The 21,019-nt window shown below is 64.2% G+C and carries 20 protein-coding genes; 5 read left to right on the top strand and 15 right to left on the bottom strand.

The window, feature by feature from the left end; genetic code table 11:
• The first annotated feature begins 277 nt into the window (after positions 1-277).
• Genes XH87_RS13085 through XH87_RS13075 form a run of 3 tightly spaced genes read left to right on the top strand, consistent with a single transcriptional unit; the run spans position 278 to position 4,885 of the window.
• Complete coding sequence (locus XH87_RS13085) at positions 278-1,309, top strand: TRAP transporter substrate-binding protein (RefSeq protein WP_271587585.1); 1,032 nt, start codon at positions 278-280, stop codon at positions 1,307-1,309.
• Between the two features lie 15 nt (positions 1,310-1,324).
• Positions 1,325-3,214 (top strand): TRAP transporter large permease, encoded by a 1,890-nt coding sequence (locus XH87_RS13080; protein ID WP_271587584.1) that lies wholly within the window; start codon positions 1,325-1,327, stop codon positions 3,212-3,214.
• Between the two features lie 21 nt (positions 3,215-3,235).
• A complete protein-coding gene (locus XH87_RS13075) occupies positions 3,236-4,885 on the top strand; it encodes an acyl-CoA synthetase (protein ID WP_271587583.1) in 1,650 nt (549 codons plus the stop codon).
• Positions 4,886-4,946: 61 nt separating this feature from the next.
• Here the strand turns inward: XH87_RS13075 and XH87_RS13070 are convergent, their stop codons facing one another.
• From XH87_RS13070 to XH87_RS13030, 9 genes are all read right to left on the bottom strand, one after another.
• Positions 4,947-5,924, bottom strand: a complete 978-nt coding sequence (locus XH87_RS13070) for a TRAP transporter substrate-binding protein (RefSeq protein WP_271587582.1) — start codon at positions 5,922-5,924, stop codon at positions 4,947-4,949.
• Between the two features lie 39 nt (positions 5,925-5,963).
• Positions 5,964-7,277: a TRAP transporter large permease gene (locus XH87_RS13065; protein ID WP_271587581.1), complete on the bottom strand. Its 1,314-nt coding sequence runs from the start codon at positions 7,275-7,277 to the stop codon at positions 5,964-5,966.
• A 2-nt stretch (positions 7,278-7,279) separates the two neighbouring features.
• Complete coding sequence (locus tag XH87_RS13060; protein WP_271587580.1) at positions 7,280-7,873, bottom strand: TRAP transporter small permease; 594 nt, start codon at positions 7,871-7,873, stop codon at positions 7,280-7,282.
• 168 nt (positions 7,874-8,041) lie between these two features.
• Positions 8,042-8,839 (bottom strand): MBL fold metallo-hydrolase, encoded by a 798-nt coding sequence (locus XH87_RS13055; protein WP_271587579.1) that lies wholly within the window; start codon positions 8,837-8,839, stop codon positions 8,042-8,044.
• A gap of 13 nt (positions 8,840-8,852) precedes the next feature.
• On the bottom strand, positions 8,853-9,629 hold the full coding sequence (locus XH87_RS13050) for a TatD family hydrolase (RefSeq protein ID WP_271587578.1): 777 nt from the start codon (positions 9,627-9,629) through the stop codon (positions 8,853-8,855).
• A 141-nt stretch (positions 9,630-9,770) separates the two neighbouring features.
• On the bottom strand, positions 9,771-11,756 hold the full coding sequence (gene metG / locus XH87_RS13045) for a methionine--tRNA ligase (protein WP_271587577.1): 1,986 nt from the start codon (positions 11,754-11,756) through the stop codon (positions 9,771-9,773).
• Positions 11,757-11,866: 110 nt separating this feature from the next.
• Positions 11,867-12,913: a DNA polymerase III subunit delta' gene (locus tag XH87_RS13040; protein ID WP_271587576.1), complete on the bottom strand. Its 1,047-nt coding sequence runs from the start codon at positions 12,911-12,913 to the stop codon at positions 11,867-11,869.
• Complete coding sequence (gene tmk / locus XH87_RS13035) at positions 12,910-13,596, bottom strand: dTMP kinase (RefSeq protein ID WP_035713276.1); 687 nt, start codon at positions 13,594-13,596, stop codon at positions 12,910-12,912. The genes XH87_RS13040 and tmk overlap by 4 nt, the downstream gene beginning before the upstream one ends.
• Positions 13,597-13,598: 2 nt before the next feature.
• Positions 13,599-14,861: a D-alanyl-D-alanine carboxypeptidase family protein gene (locus XH87_RS13030; RefSeq protein ID WP_271587575.1), complete on the bottom strand. Its 1,263-nt coding sequence runs from the start codon at positions 14,859-14,861 to the stop codon at positions 13,599-13,601.
• A gap of 154 nt (positions 14,862-15,015) precedes the next feature.
• Here XH87_RS13030 and XH87_RS13025 point away from each other — a divergent pair, with 154 nt between their 5' ends.
• Positions 15,016-15,972 (top strand): alpha/beta fold hydrolase, encoded by a 957-nt coding sequence (locus XH87_RS13025; RefSeq protein WP_158668312.1) that lies wholly within the window; start codon positions 15,016-15,018, stop codon positions 15,970-15,972.
• Here XH87_RS13025 and XH87_RS13020 read toward each other — a convergent pair.
• From XH87_RS13020 to XH87_RS12995, 6 genes are all read right to left on the bottom strand, one after another.
• The gene (locus tag XH87_RS13020) at positions 15,966-16,892 is read right to left on the bottom strand and encodes a septal ring lytic transglycosylase RlpA family protein (RefSeq protein WP_271587574.1); all 927 of its coding nucleotides are present in this window, start codon (positions 16,890-16,892) and stop codon (positions 15,966-15,968) included. The genes XH87_RS13025 and XH87_RS13020 overlap by 7 nt on opposite strands.
• Before the next feature lie 735 nt (positions 16,893-17,627).
• Positions 17,628-17,909 (bottom strand): hypothetical protein, encoded by a 282-nt coding sequence (locus XH87_RS13015; protein WP_271587573.1) that lies wholly within the window; start codon positions 17,907-17,909, stop codon positions 17,628-17,630.
• Positions 17,910-18,091: 182 nt separating this feature from the next.
• Positions 18,092-18,409 (bottom strand): DUF1476 domain-containing protein, encoded by a 318-nt coding sequence (locus tag XH87_RS13010; protein ID WP_271587572.1) that lies wholly within the window; start codon positions 18,407-18,409, stop codon positions 18,092-18,094.
• Positions 18,410-18,686: 277 nt separating this feature from the next.
• The gene (locus tag XH87_RS13005; RefSeq protein WP_061881641.1) at positions 18,687-18,878 is read right to left on the bottom strand and encodes a hypothetical protein; all 192 of its coding nucleotides are present in this window, start codon (positions 18,876-18,878) and stop codon (positions 18,687-18,689) included.
• Entirely contained in the window at positions 18,871-19,071 is a 201-nt protein-coding gene (locus XH87_RS13000; RefSeq protein ID WP_271587571.1) for a hypothetical protein, read from the bottom strand. The genes XH87_RS13005 and XH87_RS13000 overlap by 8 nt, the downstream gene beginning before the upstream one ends.
• Positions 19,059-19,748: a TVP38/TMEM64 family protein gene (locus tag XH87_RS12995; protein WP_271587570.1), complete on the bottom strand. Its 690-nt coding sequence runs from the start codon at positions 19,746-19,748 to the stop codon at positions 19,059-19,061. The genes XH87_RS13000 and XH87_RS12995 overlap by 13 nt, the downstream gene beginning before the upstream one ends.
• Before the next feature lie 254 nt (positions 19,749-20,002).
• Here XH87_RS12995 and XH87_RS12990 point away from each other — a divergent pair, with 254 nt between their 5' ends.
• Complete coding sequence (locus XH87_RS12990) at positions 20,003-20,611, top strand: hypothetical protein (protein WP_271587569.1); 609 nt, start codon at positions 20,003-20,005, stop codon at positions 20,609-20,611.
• The last annotated feature ends 408 nt before the right edge of the window (positions 20,612-21,019 follow it).

Raw genomic sequence — 21,019 nt, 5'->3', positions numbered from 1 at the left:
TCGATCAATCATTTAGAGGAAACTCCTGCTGCCGTATCTTCACTCGGGCGCCGATTTGGTCCGTGCCTCGACGATCGCCTCAGCTATTGACGGCTACTTTGCATGGGGTTGTTTTTCAGATTTTGAAATCGCCCCCGTGTTCCGAAAGCCGATATTGCCGTGACCTTGTCCGGCTGCAATAAGCGGGGCCTCGCGAGATCGCAGATGACCTTCAGGCCGACCGTCCGTATAGGTTTGCATCTCAGAACAACAACAAACCTTCCGAGGAAGCAGACCCATGGTCCTTTCAACGCGCTTTTCCCGACGCACGCTTCTCAAGGCCTCCGCCGCGACCGCGGTCCTGGGCGGCCTCAGCGCGCCCCATGTGGCCCGCGCCCAGAGCGCCGAGTTCACCTACAAATACGCCAACAACCTGCCTGACACCCATCCGATGAACGTGCGCGCCAGGGAGATGGCGGCGGCGATCAAGAGCGAGACCGGCGGCAAGTTCGACCTCCAGATCTTCCCGAACAACCAGCTCGGGTCCGACACCGACATGCTGAGCCAGATCCGCTCCGGCGGCGTCGAGTTCTTCACGCTGTCCGGCCTGATCCTGTCGACTTTGGTGCCGGCGGCGTCCATCAACGGCATCGGCTTCGCGTTCCCGGACTACGATACGGTCTGGAAGGCCATGGACGGCGACCTCGGCGCCCATGTCCGCGGTGAGATCAAGAAGGCCGGCCTCGAGGTCATGGACAAGATCTGGGACAACGGCTTCCGCCAGACCACGTCGTCGACCAAGCCGATCAACGGTCCGGAGGATCTCAAGGGCTTCAAGATCCGCGTGCCGGTGTCGCCGCTGTGGACCTCGATGTTCAAGGCGTTCGACGCGGCCCCTGCCTCGATCAATTTCAGCGAGGTCTATTCGGCACTCCAGACCAAGATCGTCGAGGGCCAGGAGAACCCGCTCGCGATCATCTCGACCGCGAAGCTCTATGAGGTGCAGAAGTACTGTTCGCTGACCAACCACATGTGGGACGGCTTCTGGTTCCTGGCCAACCGCAGGGCCTGGGAAAAGCTGCCGCAGGACGTGCGCACCGTCGTCGCCAGGAACATCAACGCCGCGGCCGTCAAGGAGCGCGAGGATACCGCCAAGCTCAATGCCAACCTCCAGCAGGAGCTCGCGACCAAGGGCCTGACCTTCAATCAGCCGGCCGTGGCGCCGTTCCGCGACAAGCTGCGGACTGCCGGCTTCTATGCCGAGTGGAAAGGCAAATATGGCGACCAGGCCTGGGACCTGCTGGAAAAGGCCGTGGGCAAGCTGTCGTAGCGCGTCGGGGCCGTCATGGCTCATGTCGAGGTCGAGGTGACCGAATTGGCGGGCGAGGCGACTGTGCAGTCCCCTCGCCGACCTTCGTTGCTGGGCTCAACGGAGCGCGTACTCGGCCTTCTCGTTGAAATCCCGGCGGCGATCCTGGTCGTCGCCGAGATCGTGATCCTGTTTGCCGGCGTGGTCGCGCGCTACGGCCTGCACCGACCGCTGATCTGGTCGGACGAGCTCGCTTCGATTCTCTTCCTGTGGCTGGCGATGCTGGGCGCGGCGGTCGCGTTCCGCCGCTCCGAGCACATGCGCATGACCGCGATCGTGGCGCGCGCGAAGCCTGCGATGCGGGCCTATCTCGATCTGGTCGCGACCTGCGCGGCGCTGGCGTTTCTTGCGCTGATCGTCTGGCCGTCCTGCGACTATGCTTACGAAGAGAGCTACATCACCACCCCGGCACTGCAGATCTCCAATATGTGGCGCGCTGCCGCACTGCCGGTCGGCATCGGCCTGATGGTGGCGTTCGCCCTGCTCCGGCTGCTACGCGCGGCCGACTACCGAATGGTTGCAGCCGCCGTGCTGTCGGTTGCGGTCGTGATCGGCGCATTCTGGCTGGCGGAGCCGTCGCTGCGGCCGCTCGGCAATCTCAACCTCGTCATCTTTTTCGTCGGCGTTGCAGGCTTCTGCGTCTTTGCCGGCGTTCCCATTGCGTTCGGCTTTGGCCTCGCCATCTTCGGCTATCTCGCGCTGACGACGCGGACGCCCGTCATGGTGCTGGTCGGGCGGATGGACGAGGGCATGAGCCACCTCATCCTGCTCTCCGTGCCCCTGTTCGTATTCCTCGGCCTCCTGATCGAGATGACCGGCATGGCGCGGGCCATGGTGGCGTTCCTGGCGAGCCTGCTTGGTCATGTCCGCGGCGGCCTGCATTACGTCCTGGTCGGCGCGATGTACCTCGTGTCCGGCATTTCCGGCGCCAAGGCGGCCGATATGGCGGCCGTTGCGCCCGTGCTGTTTCCGGAGATGAAACAGCGCGGCGCCAGGCCCGGCGATCTCGTCGCGCTTCTGGCGGCGACGGGCGCTCAGACCGAGACCATTCCGCCTAGCCTCGTGCTGATCACGATCGGCTCGGTCACCGGCGTCTCGATCGCGGCGCTGTTCACCGGCGGCCTCTTGCCCGGCGTCGTGCTCGCGATCACGCTGTGCCTGCTGGTATGGTGGCGCTACCGCCGCGAGGACATGAGCCACGTCCGCCGCGCCACGGGTGGCGAGATCGCCAGGACCTTCATCGTCGCCCTGCCCGCGCTCGCGCTGCCCTTCGTGATCCGCTATGCCGTGGTCGAGGGCATCGCGACCGCGACTGAAGTCTCGACCATCGGGATCGTCTATGGCGCTCTCGTCGGCCTCCTCGTCTACCGCCGTTTCGACTGGCGGCGGCTGTTCCCGATGCTGGTCGAGACGGCCGCGCTGTCGGGTGCAATCCTCCTGATCATCGGCACGGCGACCGGCATGGCCTGGGGCCTGACCCAATCAGGCTTCTCGCGCTCGCTGGCGGCGGCCATGACGGGACTGCCGGGGGGCGCGGCGACCTTCATCGCCGTGTCGATCCTTGCCTTCACCATTCTCGGCAGCGTGCTCGAGGGCATCCCGGCGATCGTGCTGTTCGGGCCGCTGCTGTTCCCGATCGCCCGCGCCGTCGGCGTGCACGAGGTGCATTATGCCATGGTGATCATTCTCGCCATGGGTATCGGGCTATTCGCCCCGCCCTTCGGCGTCGGCTATTATGCCGCCTGCGCTATCGGACGCGTCGATCCGGCCGAGGGCATCAGGCCGATCTGGGGCTATATGCTGGCGCTGCTGGTGGGATTGATCATCGTCGCGATCTTCCCCTGGATTTCGATCGGATTCCTTTGAGGTGTTTTCAGGAGGGTGTCGATGAGTGAGCGGCAGAACCAGTACAATATCGGCCTCGACAAGACTCCCGCCAACTACGTGCCCCTGAGCCCTCTGAGCTTCCTCGCGCGCAGCGCCGCGGTGTATCCTGGTCATCTCAGCACGGTCTACGAGGGGCGCAGCTTCACCTGGGCGCAGACCCATGAGCGCTGCAAGCGATTTGCATCCTGGCTCGCGGGCAAGGGTATCGGCGTCGGCGACACCGTTGCGGCGATGTTGCCCAACATTCCGGCGATGAACGAGGCGCACTTCGCCGTGCCGATGACCGGCGCCGTGCTCAACGCGCTCAACATCCGCCTCGATGCGCCTTCGATCGCGTTCCAGCTCGACCATGGCGGGGCCAGGATCATCCTGGTCGATCCCGAATTTTCGGGCGTCATCACCGACGCACTGGCGCAGATGAGCGGGCCAAAGCCATTCGTGATCGATGTCGACGACGCCGCCTTCAAGGGCGGCAAGCGGATCGGCGAGATCGAGTATGAGGCCGCCGTTGCCCAAGGCGATCCCGGCTTCGTCGCGATCACGCCGAATGACGAGTGGGACGCGATCGCGCTGAGCTACACCTCGGGCACGACGGGCAATCCCAAGGGCGTCGTCACTCACCATCGCGGCGCCTACCTGAATGCGGTCAGCAACATCCTCGCCGGCAACCTCGGTCAGCATCCGGTCTATCTCTGGACGCTGCCGATGTTCCACTGCAACGGCTGGTGCTTCCCGTGGACGATTGCGGCGGCCGCCGGCATCAATGTCTGCCTGCGAAAGGTCGAGCCGACCAAAATCTTCGAGCTGATCAAACAGCACGGCGTCACCCACATGTGCGGCGCGCCGATCGTCTACAACACGCTGATCAACGCGCCCGATGCGCCGAAAGGCAGTGCGGCCCGCCGCGTCGTCGGCCTGATCGCAGGCGCCGCGCCGCCTGTCGCGGTGCTGGAAGGCGCCGAAAGCATCGGCATCAAGCTGACGCATGTGTACGGCCTGACCGAGGTCTACGGCCCCGCCTCCGTCTGTGCCGAGCAGCCCGGCTGGGACGAGCTTCCCGCTCCCGAGCGCGCGCGCATGAAGCGCCGGCAGGGCGTGCCCTACCCGCTCGAGGAAAGCGTCACCGTCATCAACCCGCAAACGATGAGGCAGGTGCCGCGCGACGGCGAGACCATCGGCGAGGTCATGTTCCGCGGCAACATCGTGATGAAGGGCTATCTCAAGAACGAGAAGGCAACGAAGGAAGCCTTCGAGGGCGGCTGGTTTCACACCGGCGACCTCGGCGTGCTCGACGAGCACGGCTACGTCATCATCAAGGACCGCTCCAAGGACATCATCATCTCCGGCGGCGAGAACATATCCTCCGTCGAGGTCGAGGACATCCTCTACAAGCACCCGGCCGTGCTTTTCGCAGCCGTGGTCGCAAAGCCCGATCCGAAATGGGGCGAAGTGCCCTGCGCCTTCGTCGAACTGAAGGAAGGCGCAAGCGCGAGCGAGGCCGACATCATCGCCTTCTGCCGTTCGCACATGAGCGGATTCAAGACGCCGAAGGCGGTCGTGTTCGGGCCTATCCCGAAGACCTCGACCGGCAAGATCCAGAAATTCCTGCTGCGCAACGAGGTCGGATCAGCAAAGGCGATCTCGGCCTGAACATCGTCTGGAGGGTCTTCCGCCCGCACGTCTGAATACGGCGAGCGGAAGACCTTGCCCCTCACATCTTCTTGTAGGCGTCGACCACCGCCTGGCCATCAGGCCCTGCCTTCTTGAGCCAGTCGGCCGTGAGCTGCTCGCCGATCTTCTGGAAGCCGGCCTTGAGTGCCGGGCTCGGCGGCTCGACGGTCATGCCTTTCGCCTTGAGCTGGTCGATGTACCAGGTGCTCTTGTCCTGCCAGGCCTTCCAGCCGCGGGTTTCCGCGGTCGCGGCGGCTTTGAGGATGGCCTCCTGGGTCGGCTTGTCGAGCGCGTCGAAAGCGGCCTTGTTGACGAAGGTGTAGTCTTTCGGAATCCAGGCCTGCACGTCATAGAAGTATTTTAGCGACTCCCAGGCCTTCGAGTCGTAGCCCGTGCCGCCGGACGACATGAAGGAATTCACCACGCCGGTCGCAAGCGCCTGCGGCAGCTCGGCCGCCTGGATCGTGACCGACTGCGCGCCGACCAATTCGCCGATCCGCGCCGTTCCGACGTTGTAGGCGCGCCATTTCAGGCCCTTCATGTCCTCGATCGTCGCGAGCGGCTTGTTGACATAGACGCCCTGCGGCGCCCACGGCACGACGAACAGCAGCTTGAGACCCTGTGCATCGAGCTTCTTGACGATCGCAGGCTTGGAAGCCTGATACAGCTTCATCGCGTCCGGGAAGCTGGTCGCCAGGAACGGCACGACGTCGATGCCGAACATCGGATCCTCGTTCTCGTGGATCGACAGCAGCACCTCTCCCATCTGCGCCTGCCCGGTCACGACAGCGCGCTTGATGTCCGGTGCCTTGAATAGCGAAGCGCCGGGATGAACCGTGATCTGGAGCTTTCCGGACGTGGCAGCTTCGACGTCCTTGGCGAAGGCGACGAGGTTTTCGGAATGCGGATTGTCGGCAGGATAGGCTGCCGGCAGATTCCATTTGGTTTGCGCCAAGGCGGGCGTCGCGGACGCCACCACGCCGGCGGTCAAGAATGCGCGAAATAAACGTGACATCATCTGGTCTCTCCTCACAGCCAATTAGAACACCTCGTACGCTCAGTCCGGGAAAGCGAGCTTCGGCAAGAACATGACGATCTGCGGATACTCCGTAATGATGAACACGGCAGCGAGCAACAGGATGAAAAACGGAGACGCTGCCCGCGCAACGGTCAACGTATCACGACCGCTCATGTTCTGGAGCACGAAGAGATTGAATCCAACCGGCGGCGTGATCTGCGCCATCTCCACGTGAATGATGAGATAGACGCCGAACCAGACCAGGTCGAGCCCGGCCTGCTTGACCATCGGCAGCACGATGACGGCGGTCAGGACGATCATCGAGATGCCGTCGATCAGGCATCCCAGGATGATGTACATGATGCTCAGATACAGCGCGAGCATGCTCGGCGTGAGTTGCTGCCCCTGAACCCAGGTGGCGAGCGCGGCCGGAATGCCCGTATAGGCCATCGCGGCCGTGGTGTAGGCCGCACCCGCCAGGATCAGCATGATCATGCAGGTCAGGCGCGTCGCGCTCATGATGCTCTCGAGGAAATTCTTGCGCGTGAGCGTGCCGCTCCACCACGCCAGCAGCAGCGCGCCCGTGACGCCCCATGCGGCGCATTCCGTGGCGGTCGCGAAGCCCAACACGAGTGAAAGAAACACGGCCAGGATCAGAAGCAGGCAGGGCGCGAGCTTCGCCGACTCCCGCAGCTTCTGCCGGAACGGCATCGGCGGATCGCGCGGGGGAACCTTTTTGGGATTGAGCAGCGACCAGATGATGATGTAGCCCGAATAGAGCACCATCACGAGCACACCCGGCAGGAATCCGCCGAGGAACACCTGGAGCACGGAGACGTTCGCCGTGACCGCGTAGACCACCATCGGGATCGACGGCGGAATCAGGAGGCCGAGCGTGCCGGCGCCTGCGAGCGATCCGAGACTCAAGCCCTTGTCATAGCCGCGCTTGTCGAGCTCGGGCAGCGCGATCTTGCCGATGGTCGCGCAGGTCGCCGCCGAAGAACCCGACACCGCGGCGAAGATGCCGCAACCGACCACGTTGACATGGGTCAGGCGCCCGGGCAGCCACTGAACCCAGGGCGACAGCCCCCGGAACATCTCTTCCGACAATTTGGTACGGAAGAGGATCTCGCCCATCCAGATGAACAGCGGCAGTGCGGCCAGCGTCCACGACGAGCTGGCGCTCCAGGTGGTGGTGGCGAGCACGGCGCCGAGCGGCAGGCTCGTCGTCAGCGCCATCGCCACGAAGCCGACGAGCCCGAGCGAGACCGCGATCCAGACGCCGCTTCCGAGCAGCAGGATCATGACGCCGAGCAGGACGAACGACAGCTCGATCATGCCGAGATTGGCCATGGTCAACCTCCGCCGCCCTGCGAGACGCGCTCGATGAATTCGTCCGGCGTCTCGTCCGGCGAGCCCTTCTCGTAGCTCGGCCGGTTGCCCCTGACGACGTTGATCATTTCATCGACCAGCGCAATCGACAGTATCGCGAGACCGCCGGCGAAACCGAGCTGCGGAATCCAGAGCGGAAGCGCGACCACGCCCTGCGCCACATCGTTGAAGCGCCAGGAATCATAGGTCATCTGTGCGGCATAGCGGGTGAAATAGAGAATGAAGGCGGTGGCGATACCGAGCGCCACGATCTCCGCGATCTGCTTGGTCCGCCCGTGCAGACGTTCCAGCAGCAGGCCGACGCGGATCATCTCTCCGCGCTTGAAGGTGTGAGCGAGACCGAGGAAAGCCATCGCGGCCATGCACCAGGACGCGAAATCATCGCCGGCGGGAATGTTGATCGCAAATTGGCGCCCGACCGACATGACCATCATGATTGCGAAGATCGCAACAAGGAAGACGCCGGCGGCGTAACCTGCCCCGAGATAAAGCAGATCCAGGGCGCAGCGCGCCGGTCCCCGAGCAGTTAGGTCATCCCCTGCCAACGCGATCCCCATCCTCACTCGAGGCGATTCAATCGACGCCCGCAATCGCACGTCGGATTGCCGGTCTTGCTTGAATATCGCCCTCACCCCAACGCCTGTCTTTCAGACGTTAGATCAACATGATGAGGCCGGCGCAAGCAAAGAGTGTGCCGCCGGGGCCCCAGAATTTCCACCAGAGGTTCAGTGCGTCTCCAGCCGCAGCCCGTCATAGGCCGGCACCACGCCTGCGGGCAGCGACTGCCTGATGACTTCGTAGTCGACGTCGGCGGTCATGTTGGTGATCACCGCACGCTTCGGCTTGAACCGCTCGATCCACGACAGCGCATCGTCGATGCTGAAATGGCTGACATGGCTGGTGTAGCGCAGGCCGTCGACGATCCAGAGATCCAGGTTTTCCAGTGTGCCCCAGCTCTCGCGCGGGATGTCGTTGAGGTCGGGTGTGTAGGCGGCATTCCCGATGCGATAGCCGAGCGCGGGAATGTTGCCATGCTGCACCAGGAAGGCAGTCATCGTCACGGCGCCACCCTTCCCCAGAATGGTCTGGCTCTCGCCCGCCTCGATCGAATGCCGCGTCAGGATCGGCGGATAGTCGCTGCCCTCCGGCGAGATGAAGCAATAGGAGAATCGCGACAGGATGTCCTTGGCGGTCGACTGGTTGAAATAGGTCGGGATGCGCCGGCGCATGTGCATGACGACCGAACGCAGATCGTCCATGCCGTGGGTCTGATCGGCATGCTCGTGCGTCAGGAACACCGCGTCGATGTGGTCGACATTGGTCGAGAGCAGCTGCTCGCGCAGGTCCGGCGAGGTGTCGATCACGATGCGCGTGGTGCCGTGCTCGGAGGCACGCTCGACCAGCAGCGAGCAGCGGCGACGGCGGTTCTTGGGGTTGTTGGGATCACAGGCACCCCAGCCGAGCGCCGGGCGCGGCACGCCGGCGGAGGAGCCGCAGCCCAGGATCGTCAGCGTCAGCGTCATGTGGCTCCCAGTCTCACGCTTTCACCTTCGAGAACAGGCGGAAGAAGTTTTCGCTTGTCTGGCGCGAGATCTCGTCAAATGACACGCCGCGCGTCTCGGCGAGCACCTTTGCGACCTCGACCACATAAGCAGGTTCGTTGCGTTTGCCCCGGAACTTGCCCGGCGCAAGATAGGGCGAGTCCGTTTCAACCAGGATACGATCGGATGGCAGTTCGGCCGCGAGCATGCGCAAGGCTTCCGATTTCTTGAAGGTCAGGATTCCCGTGAAACCGATATAGAGTCCGAGCGACACTGCCTTCAGCGCCAGCTCGCGCCCGCCGGTATAACAATGCAAGACGGCGCGAAACGAGCCCCTTGCCGCCTCGTCCTCCAGAATGCGTCCGCAGTCCTCGTCGGCCTCGCGGGTGTGGATCACCAGCGGCAGGCCGGTGGCGCGGGCGGCGGCGATGTGGGCGCGAAAGCCCCTCGCCTGCGCCTCCGGCGAGCCGTTGTCGTAGAAATAGTCGAGCCCGGCCTCGCCGAGCGCGACGACCTTGGGATGCTCCGTCAAGGCAACAAGCTCGTCCGGGGCAATTCCGTCCTCCTCGTCCGCGTTGTGCGGATGGGTGCCGACCGAGCAATAGACGTCGTCATAGCGTTCGGCGATCGCGAGCAGGTTCCTCAGCCGCCGCACCCGCGTCGAGATCGTGACCATGCGCGCGATGCCGACCGCGCGCGCCCGCGACACGATCCCGTCGAGATCTTCCGCAAAGTCGGGAAAATCCAGGTGGCAGTGGCTGTCGACCAACATCGTGCGAACGCCTCTAAAGCATGATCCGGAAGGGTGCGAAGCGGTTTTCCCTCGCGACAAACGCGGAACGCGTTTGCGCGGAGATCATGCGCAAACAACAACCTAAAGCGCGATGACGATTCATCCAAATCCCATCGCGCTTTAGGCCGCCGGCTCGACGTAGCGCGGGAACGCCGGCATCGGCGCCGGCAGCGTCGAACCGGGTACGATACGCCTGGCGCCGCCGAGCATGGCGAAATTGCGCTCGGTTTCGGGGATGCCGAGGCTGTCGAGCAGCTTGCCCGAGGCGGAGGGCATTGCTGGCTGAGCAAGAATTGCGATCTGGCGCACGACTTCGGCGGTGACGTAGAGCACCGTCTTCTGCCTGGCAGGATCCGTCTTGGCGAGCGCCCACGGCGCCTCGCCTGCAAAATAGCGGTTGGCCTCCGCGACCACCGCCCAGACGGCGCTGAGCCATTGATGGATCTGTTGCGTCGCCATGGCCTCGCGCGACGCGGCGATCATGCCGTCGGCCATCGCCAGAATCGCCTTGTCGTTGTCGCTGAAGTCGCCGGGCTCGGGCAGCACGCCGCCGAACTGCTTGGCGATCATGGACAGCGAACGTTGCGCGAGGTTGCCGAGATCGTTGGCGAGGTCGGCATTGATACGCGCCACGATGGCCTCGTGGTTATAATTGCCGTCCTGGCCGAACGGCACCTCGCGCAGGAAGAAATAGCGCATCTGGTCGACGCCGTACTGGTCGGCGAGGTTGAAGGGATCGACGACGTTGCCGACCGACTTCGACATCTTCTCGCCCCTGCTGAACAGGAAGCCGTGGGCATAGACCCGCCTCGGCAGGGGGATTCCCGCCGACAGGAGGAAGGCCGGCCAATACACCGCATGGAAGCGGATGATGTCCTTGCCGATGATGTGCACGTCGGCAGGCCAATAGCGCCAGTTCTTGTCGCTCTCATCGGGGAAGCCGACGCCGGTGATGTAGTTGGTCAGCGCGTCGACCCAGACATACATCACGTGCTGTTCGTCGCCCGGCACCTTCACGCCCCAATCGAACGTCGTACGCGAGATCGAGAGATCGCGCAGGCCGCCTCTGACGAAGCTCACCACCTCGTTCTTGCGGGAGTCCGGCCCGATGAAATCAGGGTGATCCGCGTAGAGCCTGAGCAGCTTGTCCTGGTAGGCAGACAGACGGAAGAAATAGCTCTTCTCCTCGACCCATTCCACCGGCGTGCCCTGCGGACCCAGGCGCACGCCGTCCTCGTTCACGCGCGTCTCGTCCTCGGCGTAGTAGGCCTCGTCACGGACCGAGTACCAGCCCGAATAGGTATCGGCATAGATGTCGCCGTTCGCTTCCATGCGCCGCCAGATCTCCTGGCTGGAGCGGTGATGCTGCTCCTCGGTGGTGCGGATGAAGCGGTCGAACGACACGTTCAGACGCTCGTCCATCTCCCTGAAGCGGCCGGCATTGCGGGTCGCGAGCGCGGAGGCGGACATGCCTTCGCTGGCCGCCGTCTGAATCATCTTCTGACCGTGCTCGTCGGTGCCGGTCAGGAAGAACACGTCCTTGCCGTCGAGCCGCGCAAAGCGCGCCAGCACGTCGGTTGCGATCGCCTCATAGGCGTGACCGATATGCGGGCTGCCGTTGGGATAGGCGATCGCGGTCGTGATGTAGAAGACGTTGTCGCGCGCGGGCGCGACCATGGGCGCCGCGGCTTGCGGAGCGGCGACGGGATTCGGCGCACGCGGGGCCCTGGGTTTCGATACCTTGGGCTTCACAGCCTTCGGCAGCGCGGCGACAGGAGCCGGTGCGGCGGTCACGGCAGGCGCCGCCGCCTTTTTCGCGACCGTCTTCGCCGGAGCCGCGGCCGGCTTTTTAGCCGCTGAATTCGTCGAAGGCTTCTTGGCGAGGACCTGCTTCTTCGCGGCCTTCTTGCCGGCCTTCCTTGCCGCGCTCTTCTTCACGCTCTTCTTGGCGGCAGTCTTCTTGGTCTTCTTGACCTTCCTGGCGGCCTTGCTCGCGCGCGCCTTCACGGTCTTTTTCGCAGCTTTCTTGGCAGCCTTCTTGGCAGCCTTCTTGGCAGCTTTCTTGCCGCTCTTGCGTTTGACGGTCTTCCTAGCTCGCGTTGCCACCACGAATTCCTTTACCGGCTTGTCCGAAATTTGGAAACGAACCTGCGTTAGGTTGTTGTTTTGCACATGATCTTTCCGGAAAACCGCTCTGCACTTTTCCGGATCATGCTCTAGCGCGTTGCGTCCGCCAGCCAGCCGAACACCGAGAAAACCAACGGCTTGCGCTCCAGATTGTAGGTTTCGGTGTCGCGCGCGGCGCGGACGATCTTTTCCCATACCTCAGCTAGGCGCGCAAGGCGCGGCAGGTTCTGGTTGGCATTGGCCTCATCCGCATGCAGCCGCTCGGCGATCCAGCGGTCGATGCCGTCGATGAAGGCGGCAAGCGCGATGCGATCGCTGGTGCCGAGTGAATCGCCGAGCGTGTGCAATTCGCGCGGATCGACCTGCGGCAGGCGCGCGAGCAGCGCCGCCGTGCGCTGCTGAAGCTTCAGGGCGTCGCCGCCGAGCAGCGTCAGGGCCCGTGCGACGCTGCCCTCGGAGGCTTCCGCCGCCTCGCGCAGCGCAGGATCGTTCGGATCAAGCTCGGCCGCCGAAGCTGCAGCCCCGATCACGTCGTCCGTGGCGAGCGAACGCAGGCGCAGCTTGCGGCAGCGTGACTGGATCGTGGCGAGCACGCGCGCGGGCGCGTGGCTCACCAGAAGGAACAGCGATTGCTGGGGCGGCTCCTCGAGAATCTTCAGAAGCGCGTTAGCCGCGTTTGGATTGAGCTCGTCGACGGTGTCGACGATGCAGACGCGCCAGCCTTCGGCTGCCGCGGTCGAGCCAAAGAACGCGATCGTCTCGCGCGTCTCGTCCACCGTGATCACGGTGCGCATCACGCCGCGATCATTGGCGGTTCGCTCCAGCGCCAGCAGGCCGCCATGCGAGCCGGCCGCTACCTGCCGCGTAACGGCGTCGTCAGGATCGATCGCAAGGTCTTCGGCGTGCTGCACGGCGGGTGCCAGCGGCTGGGAATGGGCGAGCACGAAGCGCGCCATGCGATAGGCCAGCGTTGCCTTGCCGATCCCTTGCGGCCCGCCGATCAGCCAGGCATGTGGAATGCGCCCGCTGCGATAGGCCGCAAGCAGCGCGGCCTCGGCCTCACGATGGCCGAACAGCCGGGATGTCTCGCGCGGATGCGGAATGGCGGTTTCGCGCTCGGCCTGACGCGGGCTCATGCTGAAATGACCGATGCAGGCGTCGGGAGCAGACGCTCGCGCAACGCGGTCCAGACGCGCCCGGCGACCGTGTCGGGATCGGAATTGGCGTCGATCAGCACGCAGCGCGCGGGATCCTCCGCAGCGATTTTGCGATAGGCTTCGCGGAGACCCTCGTGGAAGCTCAGCTTCTCGGCCTCGAACCTGTCAGGCGTGCCGCTGCCACGGCGCGCGGCGGCGCGTTGCAGGCCAATCTCGACCGGCAAATCGAGGATGATGGTGAGGTCCGGCTTGAGATCGCCGATGGTGACCCTTTGCATGGCGTTGATCAGGCCGGCCGGTACGCGGCCAAGGCTGCCCTGATAGGCCCGAGTCGAGTCGGCGAAGCGGTCGCACAGCACCCAGGTGCCCTGGTTGAGCGCAGGCTGGATCACGGTGCGGACATGGTCATCGCGTGCAGCGGCAAACAGCAGCGTCTCCGCCTCGGGGCCGAGCAGCTTGCCCATGCCCGACAGGACCAGATGGCGCATGATCTCGGCACCCGGCGAGCCGCCCGGCTCACGCGTGACCCGGATGCGCAGCTTTGCCGCCTTGAGGCGGTCAGCGAGCTTCTTGATCTGGGTCGACTTGCCCGCGCCCTCGCCGCCTTCAAAGGTGATGAAGCGTCCGCGTCCGGACGGCCGCTGTGCCGCGCTCTCACTCATGATCAGAGCTTCTCGGCGCCCGCGCGGAACATGCCGATCACGAGCTCGCTGGCGCCGTCTATCGCGCGGCGCATGGTCGAACCGGTGCCGATCGCTTCGGCCGCAAAGACCGGCGTTTCGACGGCGATGTTGCCGCTGCGCCAGACCCTGACCACGCCGACCTGCTGGCCGGCCTCGACCGGTGCGCGCACCGGGCCGCGATAGACGATGCGCGCTATCAGCTTGTCGCTGCCATTCTTGTGCACCATCACCTTCACCGGCGTCCTGGCGACGAGCTTGACCGAGCGGCTCTCGCCGCCGAACACCTTGGCGTAGCCGACGGGCTGCTCGGCCGCCATCAGGATGCGGGTCTCAAAATTGCGGAAGCCCCATTCCAGCATCTTCTTGGCTTCCGTGGCGCGATCCTCGGGATCTTCCAGTCCATTGACGACGACGATCAGACGCGTGCCGTTCTGCACGGCCGAGCCTACCATGCCATAGCCGCCTTCCTTGGTGTAGCCGGTCTTTAGACCGTCGGCGCCTTCCATCGAATTGAGCAGCGGATTGCGGTTGAACTGGCGGATCTTGTTCCAGGTGAACTCCTTCTCGCCGAACAGTTTGTAGAATTCGGGGAAGTCGAGAATGATATGCCGGGCGAGGATGGCGAGCTCGCGCACCGTCATTTTGTTGGCGGGGTCGGGCAGCCCGTTGGAGTTACCGAAGGTCGACTTGGTCATGCCGAGTTCGCGTGCGCGCCTGGTCATGTAGTCGGCAGCAAAGATCCGCTCATTGCCCGCCATGGCTTCGGCGAGCGCGATGCAGGCGTCGTTGCCGCTCTGGATGATCGCGCCGTGGAGGAGATCGTCGACCGAGACCTTGCTGTTGATGGCCGCGAACATGGTCGAGCCGCCCGAGGGCGCGCCGCCCCGGCGCCAGGCGTTCTCGCTGATCCGGTACTCGTCCGTCAGCTTGACGTCGCCCTTCTTGATCGCATTGAAGACGACCTCGGCGGTCATCAGTTTCATCATGCTCGAGGGCGCACGCAGCTCGTCGGCGTTCTTCTCGAACAGCACGCTGCCTGAGGAGGCTTCGATCAGGATCGCAGTCGGGGCATCGCCATCGAAGCCGGCCTCTTCCGATTTCTTGGCGCCCTGGACGCTCTGGTTGGCGGCATGGATCGTCCCGCCCCAGCCGATCCCCGCCACCAGAGCCGCAGCAATCAGCCCGCGGGCCAGCGTTCCGGCGGTGAGCCGGTTGCGACGAAGCAAGGGAAGACGAAATGCCATGGCGAAGCCCTGAGAGAGGCGTTCTAACAGTTGGAACAGATGCGAACAACACGCGGTTGGACGCTTGCCCCCGAGATTGCACGATTCTCCTCGCGCCCCTATCGTGGCGCCTTATGTTTCCCGACCAAACCCCTGAAACAAGGCGGAAAAGCGAATGTCCTCAACCCGCATGATCAAGGCCAACGGGGTCGAGCTGTTCGTCCGCGAAGCCGGCCAGGGGCCGCTGGTGGTGCTGTGCCATGGCTGGCCGGAACTGTCCTACTCCTGGCGCCATCAGATCCCTGCACTCGCCGAGGCCGGATTTCATGTGGTTGCCCCCGACATGCGCGGCTACGGCCAGAGCGCGGCGCCGCCTGACGTTGCGGCCTACTCGATCTTCGATACGGTCGGTGACGTGGTCGGTCTCGTCCAGGCGCTCGGCGAGCCCAAGGCGATGGTGATCGGCCACGATTGGGGCGCACCGGTCGCCTGGCACGCGGCACTGTTCCGGCCCGACCTCTTCACGGCGGTCGCGGGCCTGAGCGTGCCTCCGCCGTTCCGCGGCCGCGGCAGGCCGCTCGACTTGTTGCGCCAGGGCGGTATCACCAACTTCTACTGGCAGTATTTCCAGGCGCCCGGCGTCGCCGAAGCTGAGCTCGAGCGAGACGTTGCCCGCACCATGCGGATCGTGCTTGGGGGGCGCGGCCTCGCCGATCCCTCCGCTGCCATGTTCGTGCATGAGGGCAAGGGCTTTCTCAGCCACGCCACCTCCGAAGAGCCGCTGCCCACCTGGCTCAGCGAGGCTGATCTGGCCTATTTCACCGAAGCCTTCCGCAAGTCCGGCTTCCGCGGCGGGCTGAACTGGTACCGCAACATCGACCGCAATTGGGAGCTGACCGCGCCCTGGCAGGACGCGCAGATTCACCAGCCGTCCCTGTTCATCGCAGGCTCAAAAGACGCGGTGATCACCGGGCTGATCGGGGCCAAGCGCGTCAACGAACTCGAGCGGGTGCTGCCCAATCTCAAGGGCAAGCTGATCATCGAGGGCGCCGGCCATTGGGTGCAGCAGGAGCGGCCGGACGAGGTGAACGCGGCCCTGGTGACGTTCTTGAAGGAAAGCGCGGCTCAGTAGAGCCCCCGGCCGCTCAGGATGCTCCGGGCCTCCGCAGCGCCATCGGCCGTCGAGGCAGCGCTTCGGGCGGCGTAGCGGCCGTCCTCGTCATAGGACACCGCGCGGGCGTTCTGGAGCGCCCGGCCCCGGCTGCGGCTCGACGCCGACATGTCCGAGGTCGCATTGAGCGATGCCATGTCGGCCGACGTGTTGCCGAGATTGTAGGGCCGTCCCTCCGGCATCGGGATGTCGCCGCGAATGGCGCCGCGGCTCGACGAGGGCAATTCCGGCACGAAGGGTTTGGCAGACGCGACGCGGACCATCGAGGGCGACGGCGCCGGGACGCCTGTGCGCAAGGTTGCCATCAGCTGGCGGTCATCGGAGCCTTCGAGCGGCGCGCGGCCGACATATTCGACGCGAACCCTGGCGACGCCATTACCTTTGAATTCAAGGAGTTCGGCGGCCTTGTTCGAAACATCGATGAGGCGGTTGCCGTGATACGGCCCGCGGTCATTGACGCGGACGATCAGCGACTTGCCGTTCGAGATATTGGTCACCCGCGCGTAGGACGGCATCGGCAGGGTCGGATGCGCCGCGGTCAGCGAGGTCATGTCGAACACTTCGCCGTTGGCGGTCAAGCGGCCGTGGAAATCGTCGCCGTACCATGACGCCATGCCCTCGGCGCGGTAGTTGACGTCCTCCTCCGGCACGTAGGTCCGGCCCGCCACGACATAGGGCTTGCCGACGCGGTAGGTGCCGCCGCCCTTCGGGACGGGATCGCCCCAGGCCACGACCCGGGGGCTCGAGGACACGCCGTATTTCGGATCAACGCGGCTGGCGAACTTGTTGGAAGAGGCGCAGTTGGCAAGCGCAAGGCAGGTTGCGACCACCGCAACACCGCGCGCGGCTCGCAAAACCGAATCTGACCGTCGGATCCCCATGCGCCCCAAATACCACTTTGCCGGAGGCATCCCTCACCCGCTTTCGCAACGGGGAGCGCTGTCCGGTCCTCTGATTCCGAGGCGGCCCACCACCGCGTTGGAAGTGGTAAGGATAACGCAACCGGAACACGGCGGAAATGGGGAGCCCGCAGCGATCACGCCGGGATGGTAAACGACAGGTTCGCTTTCCCCGCTGATCTACGGAACCTGCGCACCCCGCTCTGTGCCAGGTCTGGACAAGCTGTTGCGCCAAATCCTCACTCCACCCCCATTGTCACGCCGCTCACCGAAATTCTTTTGACTGTGCAAGGCCGCACGCGTTTTCTCGGATGGCAGGGGCGGATTGGAATTTTAACGATGATCGAGACGGTTTCGGCACTGATGGGTCTGGTAAGCGCGGGGATCTTCCTGGCCCATGCGTTCGAAGGTTACCGCACGAGGGCCTGAGGCACTCGCGCGGGCGGCAAGCATCACCTCTTTCAAGGCGGCACGTTCGGGCAATTTTGATCGATCCGATCGAGCATCGAGGACGAGAGCGGCAGGTGTCCCATGCGCAACCATGATTTCGTATCCGATGGCTTCCTGGCACTGACCGCGGGCGGCTTGGTGCTGCTCTGCTCGAGCCTCGTAGCCCTGGCGTTCGCCTAAGTCCCTCTCTCATTCTCTGACGGCAATCTCCCTCGCGATGCTGCGCGCAACGTTGTCCGTTGACCGCTGGCGCGGGGTCACACGTGCTCAGCGCAGCCCCAACAACGAACGGCGGTACAGGCCGTCGCGGGCCTCGTTCAGGCAAACGAAGCTGCCGTCAAATCCCTCGCCGTATCGCTTCTGCCCCTTGCGATAGTAGACGCCTTTCCTGAAATCGAGCCAGACGACCCTGTCGTGCGGACAATGACGCTGCGCCTGCGCCTCGTAGCGAAACGGCGTCAGCGGTGTCGCCGAAACTCCGGTCCCAACTGCGAGCGCGGCAGCCAGCGCGATCCCGCCGAACCATTTTCCAAAGCCGCTTCGAGACACTCCCCGCCTCCCGATCCATGCCGTACGACGGCCGCGCGACACGATAGCACGTAACGGCATGATCTCGCCGCGGCCGGGTTGCTGCCGACGATCTACGGCTCACGCTGGCTGCAACTGCGCTCTTTCTCGGCCTGATCGTGGCGCGGCGCGCGAGCATGCCGAACAAGGCATGGCGGCCGTCCTCACCTGTCTGTTTCGAGCTGCTGCAACGCCTGATGCAAACACTCCTGGAGCTTTTGGGCGACCTCCTCGCGCGCGACACCCTTGCCTGCGAGATCGGCCGACACCTTGTCCAGGACCTCGTCCATCGTCCGGTTCTCCAGATGGTCCGTCACCAGCGTCCCTGCGTAGCCCGCCGCGGCATCGCCGCTAAGGCCGAGCTGGCCTGCGGCCCAGAGCCCTAGGAGCTTGTTGGACCGGGCCGTGGCCTTGAACACGAGCTCCTCGTCGTGGGCGAATTTGGCCTCAAAGCCCTGCTCGCGCTTGTCGAACGTGGTCATGGTCAGCTCCATTGCGCTCTTCGCTGAAGGGTGTCGGACCGGCTGGAAGCAAACGTCTCCGTGATTCAGGTCAGTTGGGAAGCTGAAGCTTCCGGCGGAAGGCGAACGCCGTCAAGCCTGCAGACGCGATCGAGGCGCAATCGCGCCGCGGGGCATTTGCAGAGGCCGTCGAGGCGTTCAAGCTGGCCTCGCGTTCAAAGGGGCTGTCCATGCGGCACTGGCGAGCCGCAATTCGCCGGGAGAAGCGATTCAGGAATTGGGCCGCGAGCGCGTTCGCTCAGCCCTTCGGCGCCGCCGCTTCACGCGCCAGCCGCTCGGCCCTCAGCCGTTCCTTGTTGGCATAAAACGCCTTCTGCGCCGCTTCATGGTCGCGCATGGCCTTCTCGGCCTCGATCCGGCGGGCGGCATCGCGTGCCTGGCGCTGTTCGGGGGTCAGGGGTTTGCGTCGGAAGGAAAGGTCTTCAGTCATGACGAGACAACCCGGCGGCGAGGAAAGAGTTCCGCATGGCCCCGCCGAAGGCATAGGCGCGGACATGAAAATCCGCGAAAACAACCCCATGCACAGTAGCTAAGTCCCGCTGGCGCAACGTCTTTTGCAGTCGCCAGATCGCATTTCGGATTGAGATTGAGGTGCCGTGCACGTTCCACGTCATGAAGCGCATTGGCGCCTCCCGGCGAGCCAGGTCGCGACGAACTGCGCGCCCGCGCAGATCCCGAGCCAACCCAGAAACGCCAGTGCGAGCAGGAAAGCGTTGCTCCAGGACGCATTCCTGGCCAGATCTGCGATCCGAGCTCCCAGAACGGCCATGGCGAGAATCCCGGGCGTGATACCCAGCAGCGTGCCAATCATGAAGTCACGAAGCGGCAGCGTGCTCGCACCAGCCACGACATTCACCACCGTGTACGGTGCGACGGGAATCATCCTGATGACGACGACGGCCAGGATGCCTTTGCCTACAATGCGTTCCTGGATGCGCCCTGCGCGTCGTCCGAGCAGATGCTGCAGGCGTTCTCGACCGAGCACCCGTCCGATTGAAAACAGGACAAGGGCACTGAGCAAGGCGCCAGCCATCGCAGTGAAGAAGCCCAGCCATGGCCCGAGTGCAGCAGCGGTTGCGGCAATGAGTACGAGAATCGGAAACACGACCAGCCCGCCGACGACGAAAGCTGCGATCGCGAAGAATGGCCCCCAGATGGATTGCGAATAGACAGACAGGAGCGTTGAAATGCGGCCTGCGTCGGCGAAATCGTTCAAGGATGTGTACGACCAGGTCAGCGCCAGCCCAAGAAGCGCCGCGGCTATCGATACGATCCCGGCTATCGTCTTCGTGCTCCACATGCGTGATGCCGCCCGCTCCAAATCAAGAGGCCGCTCAGGGGCCGCCATCGGCTGAACCATCGTGGCCGGGGGACTGGTCAATCTCGAGGACCCCACTTCTCGCAGCGTCTTCGTCCCGTCATCTCTCGACACGTCGTCACGTCCTTCCGTGTTCGCGCCGCGCGGGCCTCAAAACACGACATCGTTGAGGCAGGTCAACATGAGCCAGCCCTGGCTCTGGAATCCTGAGTTCGAGCCAATCAGCGGAGGCGGCCATGTCACAGCAGAGCAGCATGCATTTTTATCTCAATTGGGCCAAGGAGCGGATCGATGAAATGGATGCCGCATTGGCCTCCTTCGAGGTCAGGGCCGGCCAGGCCAAGGCTGAGTCCAAGGTCAAGACCGATCAATTCCTGTCCGACCTGAAGACGCGTCGCGACGAGTTTCAGGCCTTGCTCAAAACCCAGGCGGAGGCGGGCGAAACCGCTTGGGCGGGCGCCAAGACAGACCTGGAAAAGCAATGGGCCGGATTCGAAGCTCAGGTGAAGACCTTCTTCGAAGACGCTGGCAAACAGTTCGAGCAGCAGCAGGCCACGTTCAAGGATCTTGCAGCGGCGCAGGCCAAGGCCTGGCGCGAAGCGGCGGACAAATTCCGCGAGGCCGCGGGCAAGGTGGCCACAGCCCGCACCGCCGACGTCGATGCCGCGCTCAAGCAGATGAGATCCGATGCGTCTGAAGCGGAAGCACGTCTGCAGAAGCTGAAGCAGGCGGGCAGTGAATCCTGGTCGGTCCTGAGTGCCGCGCTCGCGGAATCCCGGAAGGCGTTCGATCAGGCCAACCAGGCCGCGTGGGATGCGCTGAAGCGCGCTGATACGAAGAGCTGAGAATTTCGGTTCGCCGAAAGTCTCAACGCCGGACGAAACGGGGTCCAGGATCGGGTGTGGGACGAGCCAGCTTCGAGCGTCCCCTCCTCCGCCGCGAAAGGACTTGGGCGCAGCGGCGAGTTTTGGGCGCAGCGGCAAGTTAATGACGTCATCGGACGACACGCGATCTGCGCCGGCCGCACAGCGGAAGAGAGCATCATCGGTATACGGACCAAGGCGTCATGTCGGTTCGCCGGCGGCGGCTTGGCTGGCCCTGGCACCCAGGCCCGCCGGTTCACGGCGTCGCGAGCAGTGTTACATCCAGCAACCAGGGCTTGCGATCGCGCCGATGCTGATTTACATTTTTCGCTCGTTTGTAAGAGTTGCGTTCATTGAAGCACATTGCACCCGACGGGCATCAACGCCGTC

It is taken from the genome of Bradyrhizobium sp. CCBAU 53415 (assembly GCF_028128735.1).
Lineage (GTDB): Bacteria > Pseudomonadota > Alphaproteobacteria > Rhizobiales > Xanthobacteraceae > Bradyrhizobium.
Note: the sequence above shows the minus strand (reverse complement) of the source record. Positions and strands in the feature narration are given on the sequence as shown.

Excerpts from the sequence above, each read along its gene's own strand:
- XH87_RS13085 (WP_271587585.1), top strand. The coding sequence starts at position 278 with ATGGTCCTTTCAACGCGCTTTTCCCGACGCACGCTTCTCAAGGCCTCC.
- XH87_RS13080 (WP_271587584.1), top strand. The coding sequence starts at position 1,325 with ATGGCTCATGTCGAGGTCGAGGTGACCGAATTGGCGGGCGAGGCGACT.
- XH87_RS13075 (WP_271587583.1), top strand. The coding sequence starts at position 3,236 with ATGAGTGAGCGGCAGAACCAGTACAATATCGGCCTCGACAAGACTCCC.
- XH87_RS13070 (WP_271587582.1), bottom strand. The coding sequence starts at position 5,924 with ATGATGTCACGTTTATTTCGCGCATTCTTGACCGCCGGCGTGGTGGCG.
- XH87_RS13065 (WP_271587581.1), bottom strand. The coding sequence starts at position 7,277 with ATGGCCAATCTCGGCATGATCGAGCTGTCGTTCGTCCTGCTCGGCGTC.
- XH87_RS13060 (WP_271587580.1), bottom strand. The coding sequence starts at position 7,873 with ATGGGGATCGCGTTGGCAGGGGATGACCTAACTGCTCGGGGACCGGCG.
- XH87_RS13055 (WP_271587579.1), bottom strand. The coding sequence starts at position 8,839 with ATGACGCTGACGCTGACGATCCTGGGCTGCGGCTCCTCCGCCGGCGTG.
- XH87_RS13050 (WP_271587578.1), bottom strand. The coding sequence starts at position 9,629 with ATGTTGGTCGACAGCCACTGCCACCTGGATTTTCCCGACTTTGCGGAA.
- XH87_RS13040 (WP_271587576.1), bottom strand. The coding sequence starts at position 12,913 with ATGAGCCCGCGTCAGGCCGAGCGCGAAACCGCCATTCCGCATCCGCGC.
- tmk (WP_035713276.1), bottom strand. The coding sequence starts at position 13,596 with ATGAGTGAGAGCGCGGCACAGCGGCCGTCCGGACGCGGACGCTTCATC.
- XH87_RS13030 (WP_271587575.1), bottom strand. The coding sequence starts at position 14,861 with ATGGCATTTCGTCTTCCCTTGCTTCGTCGCAACCGGCTCACCGCCGGA.
- XH87_RS13025 (WP_158668312.1), top strand. The coding sequence starts at position 15,016 with ATGTCCTCAACCCGCATGATCAAGGCCAACGGGGTCGAGCTGTTCGTC.
- XH87_RS13020 (WP_271587574.1), bottom strand. The coding sequence starts at position 16,892 with ATGGGGATCCGACGGTCAGATTCGGTTTTGCGAGCCGCGCGCGGTGTT.
- XH87_RS13010 (WP_271587572.1), bottom strand. The coding sequence starts at position 18,409 with ATGACCACGTTCGACAAGCGCGAGCAGGGCTTTGAGGCCAAATTCGCC.
- XH87_RS13005 (WP_061881641.1), bottom strand. The coding sequence starts at position 18,878 with ATGACTGAAGACCTTTCCTTCCGACGCAAACCCCTGACCCCCGAACAG.
- XH87_RS13000 (WP_271587571.1), bottom strand. The coding sequence starts at position 19,071 with ATGCGCTTCATGACGTGGAACGTGCACGGCACCTCAATCTCAATCCGA.
- XH87_RS12995 (WP_271587570.1), bottom strand. The coding sequence starts at position 19,748 with ATGTGGAGCACGAAGACGATAGCCGGGATCGTATCGATAGCCGCGGCG.
- XH87_RS12990 (WP_271587569.1), top strand. The coding sequence starts at position 20,003 with ATGTCACAGCAGAGCAGCATGCATTTTTATCTCAATTGGGCCAAGGAG.